The organism is Chitinophaga barathri (assembly GCF_003807585.1).
Classification (GTDB): Bacteria; Bacteroidota; Bacteroidia; order Chitinophagales; family Chitinophagaceae; genus Chitinophaga; species Chitinophaga barathri.
The window spans coordinates 482916-509296 of the sequence record NZ_RMBX01000003.1 but is presented as its reverse complement, the minus strand read 5'-3'; the positions used below and the strand labels follow the sequence as shown (position 1 = coordinate 509296).

Below are 26381 nucleotides of genomic sequence, written 5' to 3'. Positions count from 1 at the left end.
GGAACTATTTTTTTTCATTACCTGCCGCGGCAGGGGCCTGCATTTCGCGGGCCAATATTAAATGTGCTTTTGCTCCCGCATGAAAACCCTGCACCAGTACTTTCCGGAAACAGGCCACTGCGGAAGCGGTTTCCTTCAGGCCAAGATACCCCAGCCCTTTCATAAATTCACAGTGCATGGCGTTGCGCACGTCCAGGTTGTCTTCGAAGATCAGCAGGTCCGGCAGCGACACGGCGAAATAATCGATCTTCACTTCATCATTGCCATGTGCTTCGCCATAGGCGATCAGCCTGCGGAAAATGGCTTCTGCTTTGTTTTTCTGGTCCAGTGCTTCCCAGGCCAGGCCCTGGTAGAATATTTTTTCAGGCGGCTGATCGTTGTAATACATTGCGGCGGCCGGTTCGCTGAGGCCTTCGGTGGCTTTACGGAAATAAACGGCGGCGTTTTCCGCATCGTGCAAACCTTCGTACGCTTTACCCAGCCAGTAAAATATATCGTTTTCCTGTGCGCCGTACAGCTTGCCTTCCCCGAGCGAATCCGGGAATACCTGCGCCATTTGCAGTTTGGTGATAGCGGCTTCGAATTGCCCCTGCTGTATGTCCTGCCGCGCCAGTGCCGCAAGACTATAACAGTACTGGCCGGATACCTTGCCTTCGCCGCCTTCCCAGGGATGGAACCGGCGCTGCATGATCAGCCCGAAAGCATGTTCATGACGGCCGAGAAAGTTGTGCAGCGCGGCTCTTTCGAGGTACAGGTCATCGCGCCAGTTCACCGGCGTTATATGTGTTTCCAGGAAAGCAAGGCGTTGTTCAGGATCCGCGTTCAGGCGTTTGCGCAGCTGATCCAGCTCCATGAGCACGCGCGCGTCCGATGTATCCAGCTCAAACGCTTTTTCGAAATGCCGGAGGGCGGCGGATGCATTGTGTCGCTTGTTGAACAGCGCGATGCCGAGGTTGCGGTGAACGGTGGGGAAGGTATCGTCGCGGCGGAGAGATTCCTCCCACATGGCGATGGCTTCGTTGTATTGTCTTTTGTCGTACCAGAGGCAGCCCAGGTAATAAGGCGCCTTTGCATCCTGCGGGTTCATTTCCATGGCCAGCTGCAGCACGGGCACATCTTCCATCCTGTTGGGGAAACACAATGCAGGATCGGCTGCCGCGGCTTGTTTGAAGAACCTAAGCGCGGTATCTGTATGACCGCCCTGCTGGTAAAACCAGCCAAGATAATAATAATGCATCGGCGATCTTTCCCGCGATTGCAGGCTCATCAGGCCGATCGCCTCTTCGTACAGGCCCGCCGCCGCATAGTCCCCGGCATATTCCAGGAAGTTATGGTCATCGTCCCTGCCCAGCCGGACGAGCGTGCTGCTGGCCACCGCGGCGGCTTTTATATCACCGGAGGCTTCAAGGCTCAGCTGCTGCTCGAAATAAAGCGTGAGGTTGAACAGGTCGCGGCGCAGCCCGTCTTTACAGACGTCCAGGGCTTCTTCATAACGGCCGGTTTTGCGCAGGATGGCGGCTTTTAAAGCCCATGCCTTGTTGTTGCGTGCATTCCTGTCCAGGGACCAGTTCACCTGCTCCAGCGCTTCCGTATATTGACCGCGGTGAGCGCTGATGCGGGCGAGGGAGAAATACCCGCTGTCCTGCCAGGCGCTGTTCCATACGGCTTTGTAATATTGATCATAGGCTTCATCTCTGCGGCCCTGCATGTCCAGGCAAAGGCCCAGGTTGTACAAGGGCTCACCGTCATAGGGATTGGGATTACGGCTGGTGAGCGTTTCCACCGCTGTTCTGAAATAAGGTTCTGCCCTGGCAAATTGTCCCCTGCGAAGATACCATGCGCCCAGCGCGTTGTTATTGCGTACATCCTTCGGGTCGCGGCGGAGCGCTTCCGTGTAATAGTCCACGGGATTGTAAGTAGCGTGACGGTATTGTTCCAGATGCAGGCCGGTGAGGTACAGCTGTTCGTTGTTCTCCACGGCTTCCGGCGCCAAAGCGGCGGATGCGGGGGAGGGCGGTGTTGTTTCGCCGTTCGGCCTGTGCTGGTAACGGATCTTTTCTTTACCGTCTTCGCCGTTTACGATCACCAGCAGCGATTCTTCCCGGGTGCCCGCAGGTAACGGGATGCCGCGGGTGAAGACCTGTGCGGGAGAAACGTTAAAAACGTCCCTGAACACGGGCTGCCCGTCCGCAAACAGTTCCAGCGTATGCATCACCTGTTCCCCGGTGGCGAATATCTTTATCTCCAGCGTGTTCCCTTGCATAGAAGTGTACAGCAGGAAGTCTTTCGTCGCGTTTTTGACCACTCCCAGCTCCCTGTAGGGCATGAAATATTGTGTGAAGGACTTTTCCTCGTAAGGCATCAGCCAGCTGAAATCGGGCTGGTTGTCGGTATAAACGCCGGTCATCAGTTCTATGTACGGCCCGTCTTCGTCCGTGAGGTTTTTGTCCCATGCCCTTCCGAAGTCGCTGTGGCCCCAGGTCCATTGTTTTTTACCGGGGGAAATATGGTGATTGGCCACATGCAGTACGCCGGCCTGGGTATCGTTTTCATATCCTCCCACAAAATCATAATCCGAACGGATCGCCATATACGAAGTGGGGACAGGAATATTTTTGTAACGGGAAATATCCGTTCCCGGGGCGTAATCCACTTTGTAATACACGCCGGTGGCGATGGGGAAATCGCTCACATCCCGTTTGCCGTGATCAAATACCGCATGTACGTCCGGCGGGAATACGGATTGGTAATGATCGTTCACTTTCACGGCGGGGTTTGCCCACCAGAGGAAGGTCTGGGGCAGGGGAGTGCGGTTGTAGAGTTTGCCTTTTATTTCGAGGTACGCTTTGTCCGGGTGCAGGGTGAAGCCGGCCATACCCTTGGTTCTGAACATACGTTCCACTTCATTCACCCATACGGTTTTGCTGCCGTCCGCATTTTCTTCTATGGTAAAATCAATGGGTTCGTAGGTGCTGGGGCGGTGATGCTGCGGCCAGTTGAACTCTATGCCGCCGGATATCCACGGCCCGCAGAGGCCTACCAGCGCTGGTTTTATCACCTGGTTATAATAGATGAAATGTCTTTTGCCCACTTTGTCGTACGCCATCTGCACACGGCCGCCCAGCTGCGGCAGGATCATGATCTTCAGGTATTGGTTTTCGAGGAAAACCGCGTTCCATATCTCGTCCTTTTTTTCGTCCAGTATTTTTTCTATGACGGGATGCGGGTATACAACACCGCTGCTGCCCTGGTACACACGTTTTTCGAAGAACATCGGGTTTTTATCCGGCTTGCCAATGCCGTACGTCGGGATACTGATCTTTTCCTCCCAGACCTGCACAGAAAAATCGCTCATTGCCTGTTTATTTAGTGTCTTATTAAATGTTGCTCCAGTTGTTCCAGCGTCTGGCCTTTTGTTTCACGCACTTTGGCGCGGATAAAAAGGAAACCGAGGAAACAGATACCCGCGTACAAATAGAAGGGGCCATATGTTCCCAGGTTTTCGGCCAGTATGGGGAAAGTAAATACAAGGATAAAATAGGCGCCCCAGAGAGAAACGATGGCGATGGAAGACGCCAGGCCCCTGATCTTGTTGGGGAATATTTCCGAAATGAGCACCCAGGTGACCGGCGCCAGCGAAGTGGCGTACATCGCAATGGCCAGCAGCACGAAGAACGAAACGAACTTCACATCCGCCTGGTTGCGCAGCAGTAAGGCTAAAACGATATAGACCACGGAAAGCCCGAGTGAACCGATCAGCATCAGCGGCCGTCTGCCCAGTTTATCCACCTGCCACATGGCCACCAGTGTGAATACCAGGTTCACAATGCCGATAGAGATCGTTTCGAACAGCTGGCTGTCCAGGTCGGCGCCCACGGATGCGAAGATGGTGGAGGTATAATTGAATACGATGTTGATACCGCACAACTGCTGGAATACCGCGAGTGTAATGCCCACTACTACAGCCGGCCTTACTGCTTTTTCAAATACGGCTTTCAGACTGGTGCGCGTGTGGCCCTGGAGGGATGTACGGATGTCCCGCGCGGTTTCTTCCACAAAGGCGGCATCGCCGATGCGGGCGAGCGTTTTCCGTGCCTGTTCCGTTTTGCCTTTGCCCATGAGCCATCTGGGACTTTCGGGCAGCAGCAGTACGCCAAACAGGAAGACGAGGCTGGGCAAGGCGCCCAGGCCAAACATCCAGCGCCAGGCTTCATCGCCTTTAGAGGCAAGTGTATAGTTCACGAGATTGGTGACCAGGATGCCGATCACGATCGTAAGTTGATTGATGGAAACATTCCGACCGCGCAGGTGTGCCGGGGAGATCTCGGCGATGTACAAGGGGCTGAGGATGGAAGCCATGCCCACACCGATGCCCGCGGCAAAACGCATGGTCACGAACATAGTGAGCCCTTCGGAAAAGGCCATGCCCAGCGAAGAAAGCGTGAAGATGAACGCTGCGAGGATCAGCCCGGGTTTGCGCCCGTAGCGGTCCGCCAGTGCACCGGCGGCCAGGCAGCCTACCATACAGCCCAGGGCCAGAGAGCCTGTGAGGAACCCTTCCCACCATGCGTTCAGCGCAAAGGTGGTACGGAGGAAGGGCAGTGCGCCGGAGATCACTGCAAAGTCGAAACCGAACAGGTAGCCGCCGAGCGCGGATATGAATGAAATGCCGATGATATACGCGTGGTTGAATCTTTGCTGCATGCTGTAGTGTATTTTATCAGAACCAATGTAATATTCCTTCCGCAATCAGCCTATGCCCCTTTTCATTTGGATGGTTGTTTTGCGCCATCAGCGGCTTTACGTCGGCTTGCCGGAGGAAGATGTCATAGGTGTCCAACAGCCCGGTTTTATATTGTTTTGCCAATGTTACGATCTGGTCCCGGAGCAGGCGTAGCGGATTGCCGGCCGATTTCCAGTCCGTGGAGATATCCGGTGAAGGGGTGAGCAGTATCACGGGAATGTGTTGCGCCTGCGCTTCGCGGATCATCTGTTCCGTGGCGGCGCGGGCTTTTTCAAGGCCTATTGCCCGGTCGTTCAGCGCATAGTCTATAAACAACACGTCCGGTTGGTGAATGAGCACGGTACTGCTGAAACGTTCCGCGCCTTTCACCGAATTTTCCCCGCCGATGGCCGTTACGATCACGTTGATCACCGCGTTCGGGTATTTTTCCTTCAGGCCTTTTAATACCTGCTGGGGGTAGGCTTCCAGCGTGTTCACCACCGGTGTGGCAAAATATCCCGCGGGCACGGAATGGCCGTGAAATACAAGATTGACCGCCCGGTTGTGCGGCCAGGTCTTTTGTAATTCAGACCGCACCTGCCGCAGGAACGTAGTGTCCTGCGCTCGCAGGGCGGTTATGTTGAACATAATAAAGAGTACTACGATGAACTGTCTTTTCATGCGTTTCAATTATGGGTATTGGCCGCTTACTGTTACCACTGATTTTGCCGGGATCACTATCCTGTTTGCATCCGCTACGGAGCGTTTACAATTGCTGGAAGCGTCCGTTGTATACTGATCGAGTTTGTTGCCGGCGATGGTTATGCCGTTCAGTTGTATGTATTTTTCTTTGTTCTCCGGGTTTACCAAAACGGCTACCAGTTGTTTGGTTGTTTCGTTTTTATAAGCGGAGATCATGAGCGTGCCTGCCGCGATGGCGGGGTCGTTGTTGCCTTCTATGCTTGTTTCCACGCGTTTCATGCCTGGCCTGATGAACCTTGCGAAGTTACCGAAAGCCCAGAGCTGTTTGGAATCCAGTACAATGCCGTCTGTTTTACAATTGGGGACGTTCATCTGCCCCGAGGCATCGTTGATGTATACCAGCGCATCGCTGTAATTGTAGGGACTCACGGCCAGCCACCACTGCCAGGAGGTAACGCCCGCGATCACGAGGTCGTGATGCAAAACCTTTGCCACATACAGCCCGTATTCAATGCCGGTGTTGCGGGGTGAACCGTTGTACTGGCCGCAGATGTCACCGAGGATTCCAAATTCGGTCTGCCACAGTTCAAGATTCGCGTCCACTTGCCGGGCTTTGTTCAGCAGCTGTGTGCGGGTGTTTATAAGCGTGTTGTCCGGGCATGTGGTGAAATAGCTGTGCCCTGAGATTATTTTCGCTACGTTCGGCAGATCACCGAGGTAGTATGGTGCGGAAGGAGAGAAGAACTGCGTGATCTGATCGCCGCGGTTGTCCGTATTTTTGCCGTACAGGAATTCCAGCGTACCGGCTTCGCCTACCACGATGCGGGAATTAGTGCCGGCCAGCTTTTGCGCGGTGAGGCGGCTTAGCTCCGCCACCTGGTCGTTTGTGGCCTGTGTACCTTCCTGGTTTGCCGTGTTACCATTACCCCAGGCCCATTGTGGCTCGTTGACGGGGCTCAGGTAATCGAACCCGAAGTGTTTGGTGACGTTGGCGAGGAAGTCCGCATAGGTGTCCATTTTGCCGGCCTGTATATTCATCATGGTGCCGCCGGAGCCGTTGAAGGCTTTGCCGTTCAGTGAAAAATGCACAGGGGCGGAGAGGGAAAAACCAAGGGTGTATTTCACGCCTCTTTGTTTGGCCGCCTGCAGGAACCATTGCTGGCCTTGTGATTTGCTCCAGTCGTAGCTGCCGTCAGCATTCAGGAAACATTCTTCCCTTCTCCATTCGTCGGTGATATTACTGTTCACGCCCTGCTCGCGGCTGCCCGCACCGATGTTAAAACGCCAGAGTGAAAGGCCGATTCCTTTGGGTGAGCCATCCGTGGCAGTGTCCATGCTGAAGAGGTAATCCGCTACCTGGTTCTTTTTGCCGGTATTGCCCCAGGTGCCGATGTACTTGGTGGTCCAGCAGTCGGAGGCGCCGAAGCTGTGAATGGTCTGCCGTGTATTCTGCAGAAGTATGGTCACTTTCTGTACGGCTTTCTGTGCGCAGGTATCCCTGCCGAGATAGATGCAGGAGGAACCGCCCGGGCCGGGGCCCGGGTTGGAACCTTTGCCACAGAAGGCCGCGAAAAACGCGAAACCTATGATCGAGAGTGTCTTCATCCGTGTTTGTTTAGAAATAACCTGGGTTTTGCTGCATGGCTCCTTCGGAAAGCAATATCTGGCTGGCGGGTATGGGCCAGAGCATATGCGTGTTTTCCCTGAAGCTGGTGCCTTTATTCTGTAATTCAGTGGTGTTTTTTGTTTCAAAAGGATCGGTGCTGATAGTGGTATTGTACAACACAAAACTGCCCTGCGGGCCCATGATGCCGCTGATCACCGGTTTGCCGTTCTGGTCTTTCCAGCGGCGGATATCATACAGGCGGTCACCTTCGTAGGCCATTTCAAGACGGCGTTCTTTACGCACGGCATTGATCAGGTTCCAGCCGGTGAGGTTCATGTCTGTAAGGAGATTCACCCTGTCGCGTACTTTTTTCAATGAGCCCAGTGCTTCGCCCGATTTCTGCTGCATGGCGCAGGCTTCCGCGTGGATCAGCAGTACGTCCGCAAAACGAAGGATCTTGTCGTTCAGGCTGGAAAGGCCGTTGGCCGGGCGTTCCGCCTTTGGCGTATAATGTTTGCGGCTGAAACGCGCGGACTTGGAAGAACTGGAAGCGGGCCAGGGCCTGCCGTCAAACGAAGGCGCGTTGGGATCGCCGGCCACGGGGAGGCCGTGACGGTTGATGGTCCATTGCAGGCGGATGCTGTCGCCTTCTGATTTGTATGCATTTTCCAGGTCGCTGGATACGGAGTAATACCCCCAGCCGGCGTCCCCCGGTGAGTTCAGCACCACCTGGAACTGGTTGAAAGGCAGCGCGGGCACCTGTGAAGAGCCGTTCTGTATTTCAAAGATGGATTCAATACCGTTTTTGTAAGTGTATTGCCAGAGCGTGGAAAATTGCTGCTCCAGGTTGTAATCGCCTTCGTCTATCACCAGTTTCGACAATGATTCGGCTTTGGGCCAGTTTTCCATGTACAGGCTTGCTTTTGCCAGCAGCGTAAGCGCGGCCCCGCGGGATGCGCGGAAGCGGTCCGCGGCGGGATATGCGCCTTTCTTCGGCAATACGGCAATGCATTCGTTCAGGTCTTTATCGATCTGGTTATATACATCCTGCACGGAAGAGCGCGGCAGGTGTGTATTAGGCGGATAGATCTCCAGCACCAGGGGCACAGGGCCCCAGTTGCGGATCAGGTCGAAATAACACCAGGCGCGCAGGAACTTCAGTTCGGCGATGAACTGTTTTTTATTGGCTTCCGGGATAGGCGCGTCGGTAATGCCCGCGATCGTACTGTTAAAACGGCCGATGCTTTTGTAAAGATCGATCCATTGTGCTTCGTTCCGGTCATTGCCGGCATCCAGCGTGAAGTGGGCCGCCGCGTCGTAGGTGGGGTGGGGCTGATAAGTGTTGCCTACCCATCCGTTGTCCGAAGCCGCTTCGCCGGCGAGGTAACGCCAGTTGAGTATTTCCCACCAGGTGCTGTAATTGATGTAGCGGTAAGCGACCATCGTGGAGGTATTGCATTGGTCCAGCGTGGTATAATACTGGTCTTCCACGATGGCGGAGCCGTATGGCGCCTGGTCGAGTTTGTTGCAGCCCGCCGCCGAAACCAGCATCGCGCCGCCGAGGATATATGGAAAAAGATGTTTCATGTACATGAATTGAAATAAGTTTATAAAGCAAGGTTTAACCCGAACGTATATAAGCGTGGCGGCACCATCTGGTAGTTGTCATTCCCTGCGTAGGAAATAGTGGAATACCAGGGAATATCCGGGTTCAGCCCTGAATAATTGCTGATGGTGAACAGGTTTTGCGCGGATACATACACACGTAGGTTTTTGATGCCTTTGATCAGCCCCTCCGGCACTTTATACCCGATCTGCATCAGGTTCGCCCGCAGGAAGTTCCCTTTTTCGAGGAAGAAGGTGGACATCTTCGTGAAGTTGCCGTTTAAATCGGTTTTGCGCAGTACGGGGAAGCTGTTGCTGGTGCCTTCACCATGCCAGTACTGGTCCTGGAAGCCGGAAATAAAGTTGTAGTTACCGCCTGCTATCATATTCCTGCGGTACTGGTTGAAGTTCTGCTGGCCAAATACACCGTACAGTTCCGTCCTGAAATCGAAGTTGCCATAAGCCAGCGTCAGCGCGAGGCCCGCGGAAAACTTGGGGTAGGGGGAGCCCAGGTCGGACATATCGTTGTTGTCGATCTTGCCGTCATTATTGAAGTCGCGGAACTTAAGGTCGCCCGCGGTGGCTTGCGGTTGCAGTCTTTCGCCGTTTTTGTTCACGTAGCTGCTGGCTTCCTGGTCCGTCTGGAACACGCCGTCCACGGTAAAACCCCACCATGCCCCGGGTGCATGGCCTACGGTGGTGCGGGAGCGGAAGGTGCTGATCACTTCATTGTTCTCGCCGCCGATGATGGGGTCAGAACTGGAGAGGTAATCCACTTCCGATTTGAATTGTGTAAGCGTGAGGTTTACGCCGTAGCTCAGTTTTCGGGTGATATTGTCTTTATAACCAACGGCCACGTCCCAGCCTTTGGTGGTCATTTCTCCTACGTTCGCGTACTGGGTGGGGATGTAACCTTGCGGGTAACCTAGCGAAGGGTCTACACGCACAGGCAGCAGCAGGTTTTTCGGGTTGCGGGTGTAGCGGTCGATGGAGATGTTCAGCTTGTCGTTGAACAGCGCTGCATCAAGGCCCACGGTGAAGTCCTGCTGTATTTCCCATTTCAGCTCGGGATTGTTGATGGAGCCGGGCGTGTAACCGTTGATCACTTTGCCGGTGGCGTCCACGTAGGTGATCATGTTAACATAAGACATATAATCGCCCACGGAGCCTGGCAGGTTGCCCCCGCTTTTACCCCAGCTGGCCCTGAGTTTCAGGAAACTTACATGATCTTTTAAGGGATCAAAGAAACTTTCCTGCGAGATCACCCATGCACCGGATACGGAAGGGAAATAACCCCAGCGGTAAAGCGGGTTTACCAGGCTGGAAGCGTCCGCGCGCATGGTGCCGGTCAGGTAATATTTTTCTTTGTAGTTGTAACGGAGCGATCCGAAAAAAGAAAGCATTTTGCCAAAGGGCGCTGCTCCTGGCTGGTAGCCGCCGCTGGCGCCGGTTACGAGGTTGCCCGCGTTGATGTAACGGAATGGTTCGCTATCGAAAGGAATATTTTCGCGGGAAGCGTTTGTGCCTTTGGTGGAATAGCTGTCGTAGCTATGACCCAGCAGTACGTTCACGGAATGTTCCTCGGGCAGCGGCAGCGTGTAATCTGCCGTGCTGGTGATCTTCACGCGGCTGTTCTGCGCGGTGGCTGAAGTTACGGCCGTTTTGGCGTTGTAGCTGTTGGGCGCGAAATAATATTTGGGAGCATAATTGTTCTGCTGGGAGAAGTTGGCGGTAGCGTCCAGCACGGATTTGAGCACGAGGCCTTTAAAAGGTTTGATCTCGAGATAGGTGCTGAACTGGCCGCCGAAATATTCTCTTTTATCGAAGTTCGTGCGTTTGTTGAATTCCGGGTTGATCAGCCCGTTAAATAACGACCTGCCGGGCACGCTGTAGGCCGGGTTAAACGCGGTCATAAAGTCGGCGAACACACCGGTGAGCGGCGGCAGCGACGCGATCACATCCGCTTCGCTGCGAAACGGCGCCACGGTAGGGTCCATGGCAAAAGCGCCCCAGGTAAGGTTCAGCGGCGCAAAGGGATAATTCTCATAACGCGGCGAAATATTGATACCGGTCTTCACCACTTTGTTGATATCCCAGTCCACATTCAGCCTTCCGGTGATCTTTTTCCACTGGCCCGCCTGTTTGCCCGCATACGATTCTTCCGAATAATAACCGAGGCTGCCGAATACGGAAAGCCCGTTGCCGCCGCCTGAAATGCTCAGGTTATAATTCTGGCGGTTGCCCTGCCCGAAGGTTTCATCCCAGTAATTGGTGTTGCTCAGGCTTTTTACGTCGGGGAAAGGTAGCGTGGCGCCGCTGTTCGTGGCGATCTGGTTCATCAGGCCCGCATATTCCTGTGCGCCGGCCAGTTTTACATTGGGAGACTGCGTGATGCCATAGACGGCGGAGAAATTGATGGTGGGCGCGCCTTTTCCTTTTTTTGTGGTGATAAGGATGACACCCTGGCCGGAGCGCGCACCGTAGATGGATGCGGCGGATGCATCTTTGAGCACATCGATGCTGAGGATGTCCAGCGGGTTGATGGTGTTCATAAAATTGTACCCGATCTCCATCCCGTCCACGATCACGAGGGGATTGGTGTTTGCCGTGATGCTGCTGAGGCCACGTACGAGAATGCGGGGCTGCGAGCCCACGCTGCCGTCTGCCGCCATGATCTGCACGCCGGCCAGCTTGCCCTGGATGGCGGTGGCTACGGTGCCGCTGGTGTACGGCTCAATATCTTTTGCGGAAACGGAAGAGATGGAAGTGGTCACGTTTTTGCGCGCGGTGCTTTGGTAGCCGATCACCACCACGTCATTGAGGGTTTTGTTGTCCGTTTCCAGGGTTAAAGCAATGAATGAGCGGCCTTTTAAAGCCACTTGCTGCGGCAGGTAGCCGATGGAGGAAATGATAAGAATGGCATCTGTACCGGCCTGCAGGGAGAATGTGCCCTGGGCGTTGGTAATGGCGCCTGTGGAAGTGCCTTTTACCTGTACGGATACGTTGGGAAGCGGTGCGCCGTCCATCCCGGATATTTTACCGGTAATGGGCGTGCTCTGCGAAAATGAGAGCTGGTACAGGCATAGGAGGAAAGCCCATAAGAGCAGTAGTCGTTTTTTCATAACATTACGTTTTTAACGCCGTGGAAAGAATTGATACAAATATTATACATCCCGGCCGCCGGTTCAATAGTCATTATTACGGATATGATGGATTATCTTACGGTCCGATATGTTTGACATGCAGGAAATTTTGATCCATAGCGGGGATTCATGGATTTTTTTATTATTCCTTACATTTGGGTATGATCCGCAAAAAAGAAGGTTTTGAAGGCCAGCGGGCCGTCATTTTACCGCGAAAGATCGTGGCGGAAGGCTGTGCCGGCGATCCTGTGATCGGCGGGGCGTACGTAACGGACATCGGCTATTACCCGAAAGCGAGGTATCATTTCCGGCAGCGGCTGCATGGCATCGACCAGCATATTCTTATCTACTGCCGCGAAGGAAAGGGGCAGGCGCAGATAGGTAAAAAAAAGTATGCGCTGGGGCCGGATTCTTTTGTGATCATCCCGGCGGGCAGCGCGCATAGTTATGCCGCGGACGAATCGGACTCCTGGACCATTTACTGGACGCACTTCAAAGGCCCGATGGCAAAGGAGATCACGGATGCTATGATACGCAGGCATGGCGGGCACATGGGAGGTATCACGTTCCAGCAGAAAAGGATTGCGCTGTTCGAGGATATGTATGCCAGTCTTGAAAGGGGCTATGGCAGCGATAATCTCTGTTATGCCAATATGTGTTTATGGCATTTCCTGTCTTCTTTCCTGTACGACGACCAGTTCAGCCTTTCGGAAAAGAACCGGCGCAAGGATGCGGTGGAGCTTTCCATCAGTTATATGCAGGAGCAGCTGGCGCAGGCGCTTACCCTCAGCGGGCTGGCGCAGGCGGTGAATCTTTCCGCTTCTCATTATTCCCATATTTTCCGCAAGCGAACAGGTTTTTCGCCGATGGAGTATTTTAATCACCTCAAGATCCAGAAGGCCTGCCAGTACCTCATTTTTACGGATATGCGGGTGAAGGAGATCGCGTATAAACTGGGCATGGCGGACCCGTATTATTTTTCCCGGATGTTCAATAAACTCATGGGCGTAAGCCCGAACCATTACCGGGCAAGGCGCGGGGCGTAAATAGAAACGGGGCCTGAAGAGGCCCCGCGGTTCATGATGTCAATATAAATCGAGTATGTTTACTGATAAGCATTGAGCGCATTGGTCAGCTCGCGTATATCTTCTTTGCCCAGCCCGTTTTCTTCGGTGATCTTCCATACCATTTTCTGTATCATGGAGTAGATCTGCATCCATTCAGGCTCTATGTAGTGTTCGTCAAATATTTCCCGCGGGTTGTAATGCCGTTTCAGCCGCAGGTCTTTCCCATCCAGCAAGGAAATGAGCCGCAGGAGGTTCGGGTCGCTGGTGACCACGGATGGCAGGTACATGCCTTTTGCAATGGGGTAATCACGGGTGTCGTCCTCCTGGTTGTCTCCCCAGGGCACGCCCCGGTCTTCATTCAGGCACACCACGCCGAGGTATACGGTCACCGTATCGTTGACCCCGCCCGGCCCGGAGCCTGTAGGCGGCATATTGATCAGTACCCGGTCCATCAGCATTCCATTCTGTATGCGGCCGGGCGCCACATCCATCATGACCAGTCCCGGCTGGAATTCGATCATCCGGTCTCCTTTCACGGTATCGTCGTTCACCAGGTGAACATCTACATAAAACGTATTGGCATTACCGAACAATTTGTCCAGATCGGGATCAAACCGGTGGTTAGGGCGCTGTACGAAACGGGTGCCGGCAGGAAGCGTGAATGCGGTGCCCAGTGGCTCGCCGTCGTTAGGCCCTATACCGGGCTGATTTTTGGAGCTGCCAATGGACTCGAAAGGCAGGGGGGAAGATTTGTCTTTGTCTGAGCAGGCCGCAGCCAGCACCAGCATGGTTATCAGGAAATATCGCGTCATGCCGCAAATTAGCGGTCAGAACCATTTTACCGGGAGGTTTCCTGCTAACCGCTGCTAATGCCGATAAACTGCATTATGGCACGACGAACGGATTTTCCGGTGGAGATATCAAAAACTCCGTATATTAATCCCCGATTAATTTTTTGTTATGATCATTGATACACTGGCTAACGCCGCGCTCTACTACGGACTTGGACCTAAATTCATCAAGACCTTCGAATACTTAACCCAAACGGACTTCTCCACGCTGGAAAAAGGGAAATACGAAGTGGATGGCACAGACATCATCGCCATCGTGAATGAATACGAAACCATCGACCCCAGCGGGGAACAAATGGAATCCCACAAAAAGTATATTGACGTGCAATATATTCATAAAGGAAAGGAGCTTATCGGGCACGATTTTATGCTGGAAAAGAAACCCAGCAAGGCTTATGACGAGGCATCCGATTACATGCTGTTTGCTGAAAAACCGTCTTTTTTCTCAAAGCTGGAAGCGGGGTATTTCGCCATCTTTTTCCCGACGGACCTGCATATGCCAAACCTGAGGGCTGACGGGCCTGAACAGGTGAAAAAAGTAGTGATGAAGGTGAGTGTAAATTAATTACTGGCTTTTATTGTCAAAGTGTTTATTTGTGCAAATTTTTCACAAAGGGGCATCCTCATGTGATCTTTGACCGCGTAAAATACAAAAGCGGGCTGTACCTGGTGGTGCGGCCCGCTTTGTTAATGCCTCAACTTAACAAGCGTTTAACGCGTTAATATTTGTTAATTGAGTTATATTCGGAGTGTTATTCATTTCTCCATAGCTCAGGATATAACCGTATTTACAATACTTAAGCTATTTCCGCCCTTTTCCGGGGCTCTTTCCGCCAAACCAGCATGTTTAATGCATCATAATTAATCAGCAGTCCCGCATGATCTGAGACCTGTGCTTATTCATAGGCTGCCCTCCGGATGTATGCATACATTGACATTTCTTAACTGATAAAATCTGGAGAAAATACCTTCCTGTATTCACGGGAAGGTTTTTTATTGCCCCGCAAAACGGCCCGGGTCCGCGGCGTCTATACGTTTCAGCCAGGTCCTCACCAGTACTACCATCTGCGCGATAAATATAAATGCCGCGCCGATCAGCACCCATACTTTGAAAGTATTCAGCTCTATGGCATAGGTAAAAAACAACATCAGGCAGATATACATGGCCAGCCGGCTGGCCACGGAGATGGCGGCGAACACTTTCAGGTGAGCCGAATAGGCCGTAAGCACATCGCGCAGGTGTTTCCCTTTCAGTACATTCATTGCCTGCACGATGCCCGTCAGGTTGTGGAGTACTACGAAACCTACCGCTCCTGCCAGCAGGAGGTTCAGGTACAGCGGTTTTTTATGCCCGTCGAAGGCGTCGTAGTAGAATACCAGGAAAAGCGCGAACAAAGTCGTTTCCAGGATCATCTGGAACAGTACGCCCCGGCGTACGGGCATTTTACGGAGGTATGTTTTCAGGTCTTCAGGGCTTTTGTGACCGGCGCCCATATTCTGCCATGCGGCTTTTAATTCTTCCATGAGGATGCGTTTATGTGTTTTTTAATCCTGGCGCGGATCCTGTTGAGCCGTACGCCAACGTTGTTTTCTGTGATACCGGTGATCTCGGCTATTTCGGCATAACTCAGGTCTTCCAGGTACAGGGCCATCAGTGCCTTATCCGCCGCGTCCAGCGGGGCCAGCAGTTCCAGTAGCCTGTTTTCGTCCGCCTGGGCGGGCACTTCGGGCAGGGCGGGCATATATACAATGGCCGGCCGCCTGCGCCTGAAATGTACCAGGGCGGTGCTTAATGCGATCTTGTAAAGCCAGGTGGAAAACTTTGAGCGGGCTTCGTAGCCGGGCAGGCTCTTCCACAGCTGGTACATGATCTCCTGGAACAGGTCTTCCCGGTCCTCGGGCGTATCCCGGTACAGGCGGCATATCTTGAAGAGTATGCCCTCGTGCTCGGCCAGCTGTTGCAGAAATTGCCTTTCGTCCATGATCATCTGTATTCGTTTCCCTGTTAGTTGCGGGAAAGGGAGAAAACTTACACGGCGCGCAAAAAAAATCCCGGCGGAGCGCCGGGATGGTGATTATTTCTTAGCGGTAAGCTTTTTTATAGGGGTGAGCATCACTTTTCTGAACTCGACTTCCGCGCCTTCCGCCTGTATGGCAATGCTGCCTTTGGAAGTGGTGATGTCGTAGCCGCTGTTCACCAGGTCCCCGTTCACCCATACCATGATCTTGTTCCCCACACATTCTATCACCATGGTATTCCATTCGCCGAGCGGCTTTTCGGAGTCGTCGGTACGGTTCTTCACCCTGCGGGTGGTGCCGTCCACCACGCCCCATTTGTCTTTGGGGCCACGGTATACTTCCATGCTGTCCACCGTCACGTCCTCGCCGATACACCAGAAGTCGCCGGCGTTCTTATGCATCATCTGCACTTCCAGCGATTTGGGGAACATATCGTACAGTACGCGGGGAGTGGTGGCATGCACCAGTACGCCGCAGTTGCCGGGTTTGCCCGCGAAGCGGTATTCTGTTTCGAGGCGGTAGTCGTGGTAGGACGCATCGGTGATAAGGTGGCCGTTCGGCCTGCCGAGGCTTACCAGCATGCCGTTGCGGACGATAAAAGGATTGATGGCGCCGGTATCCTTATCCAGCGCGGGCACATCCACATGCCAGCCGGTGAGGTCCTTGCCATTGAAGAGGCTGCGGCTTTGCGCAGTACATAACGTGGCGCTGCATAGCAGCATAGCGGAAAAGACAAATGTTTTCATGTATGAAAGATATAAAATTTTATGTCTATTTTGTTTCGCTCAGCACACCACGTCATATTTAAATGGTCTATGAAGAAACTACTTATTTTATTATTCGCGGCATCGGTTGCGAATGCACAGGAATGGAAACCGGTACCGGGTAAGATCAGCACGCCATGGGCGGACACACTGAGCCCGGCGAACACGCTGGCGGAATACCCCCGCCCGCAGTTTGTACGGGACAGCTGGAAGAACCTGAACGGCTTATGGAATTACGCGCTTACTCCACGGAACTCGTCGTGGCCCGCTGCCTGGCAGGGGAAAATACTGGTGCCTTTTGCCATAGAATCCTCGCTCTCGGGCGTGGGCAAAACCGTCGGCAAAGACCAGCTGCTCTGGTACCAGCAAACTTTTGAACTGCCCAAAGATGCCAAAGGCCGTAAAACGCTGCTGCACTTTGGGGCGGTGGACTGGAAAACGGACGTATATGTGAACGGTCAGTTGGCCGGCAGCCACAGCGGCGGCTTCGACCCATTCTCTTTCGACATTACGCGGTTCCTCAAAAAAGGCAAAAAACAGGAGCTCACCGTAAAGGTCTGGGACCCGACGGACGAAGGCACGCAGCCGCGCGGCAAACAGGTGCGCAAGCCGGAAGGTATCTGGTACACGCCGGTGACCGGAATCTGGCAGACCGTTTGGCTGGAAACAGTTCCCGGTACTTACCTCGCTTCCGTGCGCCAGACGCCTGATATAGACGCACAGACGCTCACCGTGTCCACCACGGTGGTAAACCCCGGGCAGGGCGATAAGGTGCTGCTCTCCGCCTGGAAAGGCGGGGAAAAGGTGGCTGAAGCGGAAGCAGAACCGGGCGCTACGGCTGTTCTGACGATCAGCAATCCTGAATTATGGGACCCTTCCCATCCTTTCCTCTACGATCTCAAAATGAGCATCATGCGGAAAGGCAAAGCGGTGGACGAAGTACAGAGTTATTTCGCGATGCGCAAGATCTCCCTCGGCAAAGACGCCACGGGCATCCAGCGGATGCTGCTCAATAATAAATTCCTTTTCCAGTACGGCCCGCTGGACCAGGGCTGGTGGCCTGATGGCTTATACACCGCCCCCTCGGACGAGGCGCTGAAGTTTGACGTGGAGAAAACAAAAGCCATGGGCTTTAACATGATCCGCAAACATATCAAGGTGGAGCCCGCGCGCTGGTATCATCATTGCGACAAACTGGGCGTGCTCGTATGGCAGGATATGCCGAGCGGCGACCTGGGCAACCGTTGGGAACCGCGCCCCGGCATCATCGGACGCGGCACAGATCAGAAGCGCAATGCGGAATCGGAAAGAAGTTACCGCGAGGAATGGAATGTGATCATGGATGCGCTGCACAACACGCCTTCCATTGTGGTATGGGTGCCGTTCAACGAAGCATGGGGCCAGTTCAAAACAAAAGAGATCACGGAATGGACGATAAAAAAAGACCCTTCGCGCCTGGTGAACAGTGCCAGCGGCGGGAACTTTGTGCATACCGGCCATATCATCGACCTGCATAATTATCCCGATCCTGTAATGCCCGATCCTGAGATCTATGGTAAAACAGACCAGGCCATCGTGCTGGGAGAGTTCGGCGGGCTGGGCCTGCCGGTGGACGGGCATGTGTGGCAGCAGAAGGACAACTGGGGCTACCAGACCTTCAAAACCGCACAGGAGCTGTTCACCCGTTATTCCGAATATATGATCAAGATGGAAACGCTGATCAGGGCCGGCCTGTCAGCTGCTGTATACACCCAGACTACGGATGTGGAAGTGGAGACGAACGGGCTGATGACCTACGACCGCCGCGTGTTCAAAAACCCGGTGGAGTCGTTTAACCAGGTGCATGAAAAACTATACCACGCAGGGCTGGTGAAAATGCCATAAGTTTATCGGAAGGGGAAGCAAAGGCTTCCCCTTCCTGTTGAAGGATGATGAAGAACGATCCGCTATTGCCTGTTTATAAAAACTTAATACTGTAGTAACATTTAAACAGGCAATTTTGCAGTGGTATAAGGCATACCTATGGATTATAAGCATGCATCTGATATTGAATTGTGGCAATGTTGTCGTCAGGATGACATCCGCGCTTATAATGCGTTGTTTGACCGTTATGCGAAGCTGTTATACAGACAGGCCACCGGTTATGTGAAGGATACAATGGATGCGGAGGAACTGGTCATGGACCTGCTCTTCAACCTGTGGCAAAAACGCGGGCATCTGCAACCGGATGCGGGCAACAACGTCAGGGCTTACCTGATGCACGCTATGCGCAACCGCATCATCAATTACCTGCAAAAAAACATTCCCGCCGCCGCCAACTCCATAGAAATACTCGCGGAAAATACGCTGGTAGAAAGCCGCCAGGCCGATTACAGCATCATCTCAAAGGACATGGAGACCGTTTACCGGTCGAACGTGGATAAGCTAAGCCCCCGGCGCCGGGAAGTGTTTAAGTTGAGCCGTGAACAAAACCTGAGCTATGCGGAGATCGCACAGCAAATGAACCTTTCCGTCAATACAGTGGAAAATTACATGGTATCGGCATTAAGCACGCTGCGTGAGCAGACTAAAGAATATCATCCCCTGATCTCTCTTTTCCTGTTCGTTTTTATACGGTAATCATCCGCTCTTCCCCACCGGTTTATTCTCAATACCCGGGATTCAAAAAAATAAAATAAAATATTATTCACTCCATAGGTGGTCGCCCATCCTTTTCCCTGTTTATTTAAATAGAACGGCAATTTTTCGCATATGGATATCGAACAAGGGAAACTATTAAGAAAATTCCTGGAGGGACAATGTACCGACTCCGAACAGCAACAGGTAAAGGCGTTGCTGGATACGCCGGAAGGAAAGTCCATCATGCAGGAGCTGATGGAAGAGCAGGATCTGCGGGCCGGGCTATACGCATTGCCAGGCGCCGACGAGCGCGACCTGGACCGTAAAGTGGAGGATTGGAAAAACCAGGTGCATGAACGGATCGTAGCCGATGAGAAAAAAGGAGCCCACCCGGTTGTCCGGAAACTACGTTTCCTGCGGAATGCGGCGGTATGGGCCGGTATTCTCTTTGCGGGCGGCGTTGCAGCGTGGAAGGTCAGGGAAACAATTTTCACGGAACAGGCCACGGTCTATATCAAAAAAGAAAACCAGCGGGGCATTCCCGTGCGGTATATACTGCCAGACAGCACCAGCGTGTACCTGGCTGCGGGAAGTACGTTAAGGTATCCTGAAGATTATCCGCAATCAGGGCGCGACGTAGAGTTGCAGGGAGCCGCATTCTTTGACGTGAAACAGGATGAAGCGCATCCGTTCATCATCCATACCGGTGACGTGCAAACGAGGGTATTGGGAACATCATTCAGGGTATCCAATTTCGAGGGCGAACCGCTGGAAGTAGCAGTGGCCACCGGAAAGGTGGGCGTCAGCGCGCAGGCGGGAAAAGCACAGCATGAACTGGCTGTACTCACACCCGGCCTGAAAATGAGCTATGACCGGGCAACGGCAAAAGCCATCACCGGGAAAGTGGACATTGGCGGACTGGATCAATGGAAATCGGGTGAAATGGTGTTTGATGAACAACCGCTGGGTTTAGTAGCACATGAATTGCAACGGCGATTCGGTATTACGGTGGTCTGCAAAGATCCCGAAGCGGCGGCCTACCGCGTGAGCGGCACGTTCGCGGCAACCGAGCCCGTGGAGAAAGTCCTGAAGATGCTGAGTATCCTTGGGAAATTCCGCTATGAAGCGCGCGGGGATTCTACTTATCATTTGTATAAAACAAAATAGATCAGGCCTCATTATACATGAAATAGCGGCCTGCTGGTAACAGGCCGCTAAAAACAAAAAGCCGTACGATTTGACGATCAGGGCGGCTAATGCCAACATCCCTATGTCCCTGTAACTACGGGGATCGGGAGCGAATTACCCAAAAAACAGATAACTCGTAATTCTTACAAACATATGCAAAAAGTAGTACAACTACTTCGCTTCCGGCGATCTGTAACACGAAAAACGTCATCTCCGGCGTATATTCTTTTCATACTCACTTTCTTTTTTTCATTCCGGGCCAGCAGCCAGGATTTCCAGAACGGCAAGGTGAGCCTTGATCTCAAAGGCTCGTCCCTGAAGGAAGCATTAGCTGAAATACAGAAACAAAGCGGTGTCCGTTTTATCTACGATCAGGACATTAATAAATACACTGCACTGAAGATTACCCATTCGGAAAAAGGCATGACTGTTAAGAAAGCTACCGAATTGGTGTTAAAAGGCACGAACCTGCAATACGTGTGGGAAGACGGGCATGTGATGATCAGCGAAAAACCGGCCGTCCGCCAGCCCGTCCCAAACGCCGCGGCCGGGCAGGAAACCGGCAGTGTTAAAGGGCGTATAGTGGATTTTGAAACCACTGTTCCCTTACCCGGCGCAACGGTTAAACTGGAGGGGACCGGCAGGGGAACTATCAGCAATGAAAAAGGCTATTACACACTTAACGGCGTCAGGCCCGGTGAGTATGTGTTATCTGTTACTTACACCGGTTATTCCCCTTTTACGGAATTAGTCAGAATAAAAGGTAATGAGACCTTCGATGTACGGATGCAGGTGGGAAGCGGCAGTACGCTGGGTGAGTTTGTAGTGAGCAACGCCGGCAGAAAAGTAACCAATGTCACCCATACTACAGAAAAAGCGCTCATAGCGGAAATAAAAAACGCGCGGTCGGTTGTAAGCGGTATTTCCTCGCAGCAGATCAGTATGAGCGCTGACCGAAACGCGGCGGAGGTGGTACAGCGTATTTCAGGCATCACGGTCATGGATGACAAGTTTGTAGTGGTGCGCGGTATGAACCAGCGTTATAACCTCACCTATCTTAACGATAACGTTGCTCCCAGCACAGAAGTATACAGCCGTGCCTTTGCATTGGACCTGATACCCAGCCGGATCATCGACAAGATACTGGTATATAAATCACCTTCCCCCGAGAACCAGGCAGACGCCACCGGCGGGGTCGTTAAAATATATACGAAGGACGCCAAAAATGTAAAACATTTTGATATCGAATTTCAGACAACCTATCGTCCCAATACCACCTTTTCTCCATTCCTGACCTACCAGGGCGGCAAAACCGACTGGCTGGGCTTCGATGACGGCACCCGCAGGCTGCCCTCCGTCGTGCCCGGGTATGGAGATCTTAAACAGGCAAAGTTGACACCCGGCCAATATGCCAACACTTTTAACAACGTATTGACTTTTCAATCGCGGCTGGCATCTCCTAATATCCAGCTTACCGCCAACTATTACAATTCCTTTAAGATAGCCGGTAAAAATTTATCCATTCTCAGTTCATTAAGTTATAAAAATGATCTGCTGCGGTCTGATGTATACCAGCAGAACGGCATTAAAGAATACGCCTGGGGAACCACCGATAAGATCAGCAACGACAACATCAATACGCAAACAGCCCAATTGAACCTGTTGCAGAACTTTACCTATCGCCTGGGTGACAGCAGTTCCATTACGTTCAAAAACTTCCTGCTGCAACAAGGACAGAAATCCGCCATTGTCAGGATAAGCCAGCCCAGCTGGGGATTTGACGCATCCAATGGTTCCTACAAAAAAGACAACATCCTGTCCTTCAGCCAGCGTTTTTTGTATGCGGGCAATGTGGGCGGCACCCATGTATTGAAGAACAAACGGCATAACCTGCAATGGAATGCGGGGTATATTTTCAGCAAGCAGGAAACGCCCGATCAGAAAGTGATACGGCTCACTGTGCCTTCATCCGAATTGGCCGTTGGCGATACCAGTCTCCAGTGGAGGGCAAGGGGACATATTTTTCATCCTGATAACCCGGATGAGGTGCCCGTTAAAATGGGCATTATTTCCCGGATGTGGATACGCAACCAGGAAGGCGTATATAACGGTTCCCTGGATTACACCTTCAAGGCGAGCCCCTGGCTTCATTTCAGGGCAGGAACATTTCATCAGTGGAAAGAGCGGAAACTGGCGAGAAGAGTATACACAGTGATGGAAGGCGATGTTACCAATCCGGATAATTATTACGTATATCCGGGTGAAAACTGGTATGTGGACCCCAGGCTGGTGCGTTTCCGGGAGCAGGACCTGGATAAGGTATGGAGCGAAGAATATTTCCGTGATGACTACCAGGGTTTAAGAGTATATGACCGTACATCAGGCAGCGACGTTTATACCGGTACCGAGCAGAACAACAGCGGTTATGTGTCATTCCAGTTTATGCCGGCAAACAGGCTGTTTGAAGTATATGGAGGTCTTCGTTTTGAATACAACCGGCAGAAGATCGCCGCCGCCGTACCGCCGGAAAGAGCGGGGGAGCTCAATGTCCCGATATTGATCGATAATCCCACCAGCAACTGGCTGCCGTCCATCAATGCGTCCTGGCGCCCCGGGGAAAGTTTTGTAATGAGGGCTGGCTATGGAAAAACGCTGAACCGTTACGAGTTCAGGGAAGCGGCGCCTTACCGCGAAGTGGACTTTGAGAATAATGTGACGATAGGAGGTAACCCCTCTTTGAAATCCGCTACGGTTGACAACTACGATCTGCGCCTTGAATATTATCCCGCAAAAGGTTCAAAGGGAGAAGCCATCAGTGTGGGAGTGTTTTATAAAAAGCTGCTCAATCCTATCGAACGGGTGAATACTTCCAACAGGGTGATCAGCACGATACCGTCCATGGGCTTCCAAAATGCTACTTCCGCTACCATTCAGGGGCTGGAACTGGAAGTAAGAAAAAAGCTTGATTTTATTCCGGGCAGGTTTTTCCGGTCTTTCAGCACGATCGGCAGTGTGTCCATTATGAGGAGCAATACCAGGAACGATACCACCCTCGGAGCTGTAGTGGTACCTACTACGTCCGACAGGCCGCTGCAGGGGCAGGCGCCTTATATCGTCAATGCCGGTTTGTATTACGATAATGCCTCAACAGGAACAAAAGTAAGCGCCATTTATAATATTTCGGGAACCAGCATTTATGCGATCGGCCGGGCATATTCCTACAATTCATTTGTTGCGGGCGGCAGCGAGTTCAGGAGCAGCATCCTGCAACTGCAACGGCATCTGCTGGATCTGTCCTTTACACAAAGGATAATCAGGAGCCTGCAATTAAAGTTCAGCATCCAGAATTTACTGGACGAGCCTGTCAGGTTTGCTGAGGACTACAATTACAGTAATAAATACGAGCCGCAGAATCCTCATCCGGACCCAAACCCCGAGTTTGGCCCTGGTAAACATATCGAGCAGGGGGACAATATTTCCAGGGAATACAAACCAGGCAGGTTATTCATTGTAACCCTTTCCTATTCTTTATGACAAAAAGTATAAGCGCAATGATAAAAAGTACAAGACTGTATCATACCCGGTTTATCGGTGCTATAGTTATCCTTGCGGGGATGATGATGGCGGGGTGTAAAAAGGCCGACCAGCAATACGATACCCTGCACAAACAACCTGAAATACTGGCGTATAATGATGCCTACATGGTAGGTGACACGCTGGTCATGCAGGGACGGCTGAACCCCGAATACGGCCTGCGTATCAGGATCGGGGATGTGGACAGCGTAAGTATACTGGCAAAGGAAAAAATAGTGTATTCAACGAATATCCCCGTATATGATACCGTATGGATGGACAGGATAAAAATTGTCATCACCCAGCAAATGGGCATCGGGCCAAACAGGACGGTGGCAGTCACTTCCGCGGGCAACACTATCCCGGCCCAGCCCATTGAGATATTAGAAAATGAAACGGCCGGCCTGGTGCAGCCGATGAAAATAACCAGGATGTATACCCTTACGGGCGGCAGTAAAATACTGTATTGCCGTAGCGGAAACGGGAATATATACCTGTGGACGCAGTTGTCGCCTGCCCGTTCCATCAGCAGGTTATCGCCCGATGGTACGCTTGTGGCGATCCTTTCAGCCGCAAATTATGTGGATGGCCACGGCGCTTTCACCATTACGGCTTTTAACGGGGGAGGAGTGGACCCGCAGGAACGCTACCTGTATTTCTCGGCCGTCACTACCGATAACAGCGCAGACAATGCAGCGAACGAAATTTACAGGTTTTGCAAGGTTGACCTGACCACGCTGCAACTCACTACCCTCAACCGTACTTTATATCCCAAAACAGCCAGTCAGCGTACGTTATCCGCTCTTACACCTTTTGAAGGCAATATAAATAACGTGAAGATCTTTAACGCTACGGGCGTATACCCTGACAGTTCAGGTAATGTATATATCAATAAGAGCAATTTCCTGTTGGCCAGGCTCGATGCTGCCGGTAATTACAGTTACCTGTTCAGGTTTAGAAACTATCCCTCCTGGGAAACGCCGGCAGCCTTTGTGCCGCAAATATGGGATACCAGCGCCAATCGATATTATACAGCGGATGATGTGCAGTTTAAGTTTAAAAACAACTCAGTAGCAGGCTATTTACGGGCTGTTGCTCCTGATGACGGGTTGTTGTATTGTATTGTCTACCCCAGCGTGCATGACCTGGCTCAATACGACCTTGCCAACCAGGTGCGGCTATTTACTTTCGAACCTAAGCTGGTAACGGGTACTCCCTACATATCCGGTTCATTCAGCCTTCTTACGGGGTATCCGCAAAATGTGAATGGCCCGGCCGCTCCCTTGTTTGGATATATGGCCATGCCCGGTCAAAAGCTGCTTTTGTTTTACCAGGTCACATCGGCCGGAAATTTCCCTGCCTTTGGCGTGTTGAATTTTGCACAGCACAGGGGCGAACGATATGCACCCGGTAAAGTGGAAAGGGATATCACCACTACGACCGTTACTTTGACAGCAGGCGATGAAATATTGAATTATGATGCGAATGGCATGCTGTACATGACCGGCAATTCCAGGCAATACATTTTAAAAACAATCAGTCAATAAGCGTATGAATAATATTTGCAAGACAAGCTGTGTCATGGCCTTCCTTATAGCGGCGATACTGTTACAGGTTTCCTGCCGGAAGGAAGCCGTAATAGCCGGTAATGGTACAGAGGCCTACGTCAATTTTTATAATGCATCTGAAGTGTTGAGGCAGGGCAATTTTGACTTACCAGTTCCTGTAGGCGGTATTACAAAATTTGGCCTGTCGGAACAGAATATGATATATGTGAACGACAGCATACCCCGCCCCCCGCTTTTCGGCTTCCATACTAATAACTCCTGGCCCGCATTTGCCATAGGTAATGACGATATGAGACAGTACCCCAGCTACAGTTCGGGATCCATTTCAATAGTGGATGATATTGGCAGAGCGGAAAATAATGTTTACTGGATGCCTTTGGCGTCGGGGTTTTACAGGTTTATTTATACAGCGGTGTATAAAAATTACCTGGTAAGAGAAGGTGTTCAACTGGAGCCTAAGACCTATACAACCCAATACCTGACGGAAGACCCGGCAAGCGACAGTGCCTATCGTGTGGTCAGCATGCCGGCTTACCCGTACGCGGCGGCTGGAAAAGTGAGACTGCAGGTAGTGCACCTGTCGCCCGATGCGGGCACTGTAGACGTGTACCGTATGGACAAAGACGGTAACAGGCAGGGAAATGCGATTGTCCGGGATCTTGCTTTCGGTAATCATAACGAGTATGCGGATATAGACACCACCGGGGCATCCGCTACCTATGGCAACCTGGTGTTCGGATTTTACAAAGCCGGCACCGCCAACAAGTTATACAGTGTAGGGGTACCCGCCACATCCAAAGCTTCTTTTATTACGGTTATCCAGGGTTTTGCAAATGCTACCGCAAGGCGCATTATCGTAAATGCCAACGGCTATACGACAGTTACCTGGCAGGTAACCCCCGATTTGCGCGTAAACGTAAGAAGAGTGTCGTGAAGATCGGGAATTAAGAACG

Annotated in this window: 18 protein-coding genes; 8 read left to right on the top strand and 10 right to left on the bottom strand. The window is 52.2% G+C overall.

The genetic code is table 11. From position 1 onward, the window contains the following. Window positions 1–4 precede the first annotated feature (4 nt). Genes EG028_RS07865 through EG028_RS07840 form a run of 6 tightly spaced genes read right to left on the bottom strand, consistent with a single transcriptional unit; the run spans window position 5 to window position 11758 of the window. On the bottom strand, window positions 5–3355 hold the full coding sequence (locus EG028_RS07865; RefSeq protein ID WP_120515052.1) for a tetratricopeptide repeat protein: 3351 nt from the start codon (window positions 3353–3355) through the stop codon (window positions 5–7). An 11-nt stretch (window positions 3356–3366) separates the two neighbouring features. After that, a complete protein-coding gene (locus tag EG028_RS07860) occupies window positions 3367–4749 on the bottom strand; it encodes a sugar porter family MFS transporter (protein ID WP_262707100.1) in 1383 nt (460 codons plus the stop codon). Then, window positions 4721–5404: an SGNH/GDSL hydrolase family protein gene (locus EG028_RS07855; RefSeq protein WP_241559051.1), complete on the bottom strand. Its 684-nt coding sequence runs from the start codon at window positions 5402–5404 to the stop codon at window positions 4721–4723. Before EG028_RS07855 ends, EG028_RS07860 begins: the two co-directional genes overlap by 29 nt. A gap of 9 nt (window positions 5405–5413) precedes the next feature. Beyond that, window positions 5414–7030 (bottom strand): glycoside hydrolase, encoded by a 1617-nt coding sequence (locus tag EG028_RS07850; protein WP_120515050.1) that lies wholly within the window; start codon window positions 7028–7030, stop codon window positions 5414–5416. A gap of 10 nt (window positions 7031–7040) precedes the next feature. Continuing rightward, window positions 7041–8618 carry a RagB/SusD family nutrient uptake outer membrane protein gene (locus EG028_RS07845; RefSeq protein WP_162946254.1) on the bottom strand — a complete coding sequence of 526 codons (1578 nt, stop codon included), beginning with the start codon at window positions 8616–8618 and terminating at the stop codon, window positions 7041–7043. Between the two features lie 20 nt (window positions 8619–8638). Beyond that, window positions 8639–11758 carry a SusC/RagA family TonB-linked outer membrane protein gene (locus tag EG028_RS07840; protein WP_120515048.1) on the bottom strand — a complete coding sequence of 1040 codons (3120 nt, stop codon included), beginning with the start codon at window positions 11756–11758 and terminating at the stop codon, window positions 8639–8641. A 182-nt stretch (window positions 11759–11940) separates the two neighbouring features. Between EG028_RS07840 and EG028_RS07835 the strand changes: the two genes are divergently transcribed. Beyond that, a complete protein-coding gene (locus EG028_RS07835; protein ID WP_241559050.1) occupies window positions 11941–12825 on the top strand; it encodes an AraC family transcriptional regulator in 885 nt (294 codons plus the stop codon). A 59-nt stretch (window positions 12826–12884) separates the two neighbouring features. Here the strand turns inward: EG028_RS07835 and EG028_RS07830 are convergent, their stop codons facing one another. Beyond that, on the bottom strand, window positions 12885–13658 hold the full coding sequence (locus EG028_RS07830; protein WP_120515046.1) for a hypothetical protein: 774 nt from the start codon (window positions 13656–13658) through the stop codon (window positions 12885–12887). Between the two features lie 148 nt (window positions 13659–13806). Between EG028_RS07830 and EG028_RS07825 the strand changes: the two genes are divergently transcribed. Further along, entirely contained in the window at window positions 13807–14262 is a 456-nt protein-coding gene (locus EG028_RS07825; RefSeq protein WP_120515045.1) for a YhcH/YjgK/YiaL family protein, read from the top strand. 428 nt (window positions 14263–14690) lie between these two features. Here EG028_RS07825 and EG028_RS07820 read toward each other — a convergent pair whose 3' ends face one another. The 3 genes from EG028_RS07820 to EG028_RS07810 all read right to left on the bottom strand — a co-directional run bounded on the left by EG028_RS07820 (window position 14691) and on the right by EG028_RS07810 (window position 16462). Then, entirely contained in the window at window positions 14691–15221 is a 531-nt protein-coding gene (locus EG028_RS07820) for a hypothetical protein (RefSeq protein WP_120515044.1), read from the bottom strand. Beyond that, a complete protein-coding gene (locus EG028_RS07815) occupies window positions 15209–15679 on the bottom strand; it encodes an RNA polymerase sigma factor (RefSeq protein WP_120515166.1) in 471 nt (156 codons plus the stop codon). The genes EG028_RS07820 and EG028_RS07815 overlap by 13 nt, the downstream gene beginning before the upstream one ends. Before the next feature lie 93 nt (window positions 15680–15772). Beyond that, complete coding sequence (locus tag EG028_RS07810) at window positions 15773–16462, bottom strand: 3-keto-disaccharide hydrolase (RefSeq protein WP_120515043.1); 690 nt, start codon at window positions 16460–16462, stop codon at window positions 15773–15775. Window positions 16463–16531: 69 nt separating this feature from the next. Here EG028_RS07810 and EG028_RS07805 point away from each other — a divergent pair, with 69 nt between their 5' ends. The 6 genes from EG028_RS07805 (at window position 16532) to EG028_RS07780 (ending at window position 26362) form a co-directional block, all read left to right on the top strand. Beyond that, window positions 16532–18364: a glycoside hydrolase family 2 protein gene (locus EG028_RS07805; protein ID WP_120515042.1), complete on the top strand. Its 1833-nt coding sequence runs from the start codon at window positions 16532–16534 to the stop codon at window positions 18362–18364. Window positions 18365–18502: 138 nt separating this feature from the next. Then, the gene (locus EG028_RS07800) at window positions 18503–19099 is read left to right on the top strand and encodes an RNA polymerase sigma-70 factor (RefSeq protein WP_120515041.1); all 597 of its coding nucleotides are present in this window, start codon (window positions 18503–18505) and stop codon (window positions 19097–19099) included. A 132-nt stretch (window positions 19100–19231) separates the two neighbouring features. Next, window positions 19232–20266 carry a FecR family protein gene (locus EG028_RS07795; RefSeq protein ID WP_120515040.1) on the top strand — a complete coding sequence of 345 codons (1035 nt, stop codon included), beginning with the start codon at window positions 19232–19234 and terminating at the stop codon, window positions 20264–20266. 174 nt (window positions 20267–20440) lie between these two features. After that, window positions 20441–23821 carry a TonB-dependent receptor gene (locus EG028_RS07790; protein ID WP_120515039.1) on the top strand — a complete coding sequence of 1127 codons (3381 nt, stop codon included), beginning with the start codon at window positions 20441–20443 and terminating at the stop codon, window positions 23819–23821. A 17-nt stretch (window positions 23822–23838) separates the two neighbouring features. Continuing rightward, window positions 23839–25407, top strand: a complete 1569-nt coding sequence (locus EG028_RS07785) for a hypothetical protein (RefSeq protein WP_123864598.1) — start codon at window positions 23839–23841, stop codon at window positions 25405–25407. A 34-nt stretch (window positions 25408–25441) separates the two neighbouring features. After that, the gene (locus EG028_RS07780) at window positions 25442–26362 is read left to right on the top strand and encodes a DUF4397 domain-containing protein (RefSeq protein ID WP_120515037.1); all 921 of its coding nucleotides are present in this window, start codon (window positions 25442–25444) and stop codon (window positions 26360–26362) included. Window positions 26363–26381: the final 19 nt, after the last annotated feature.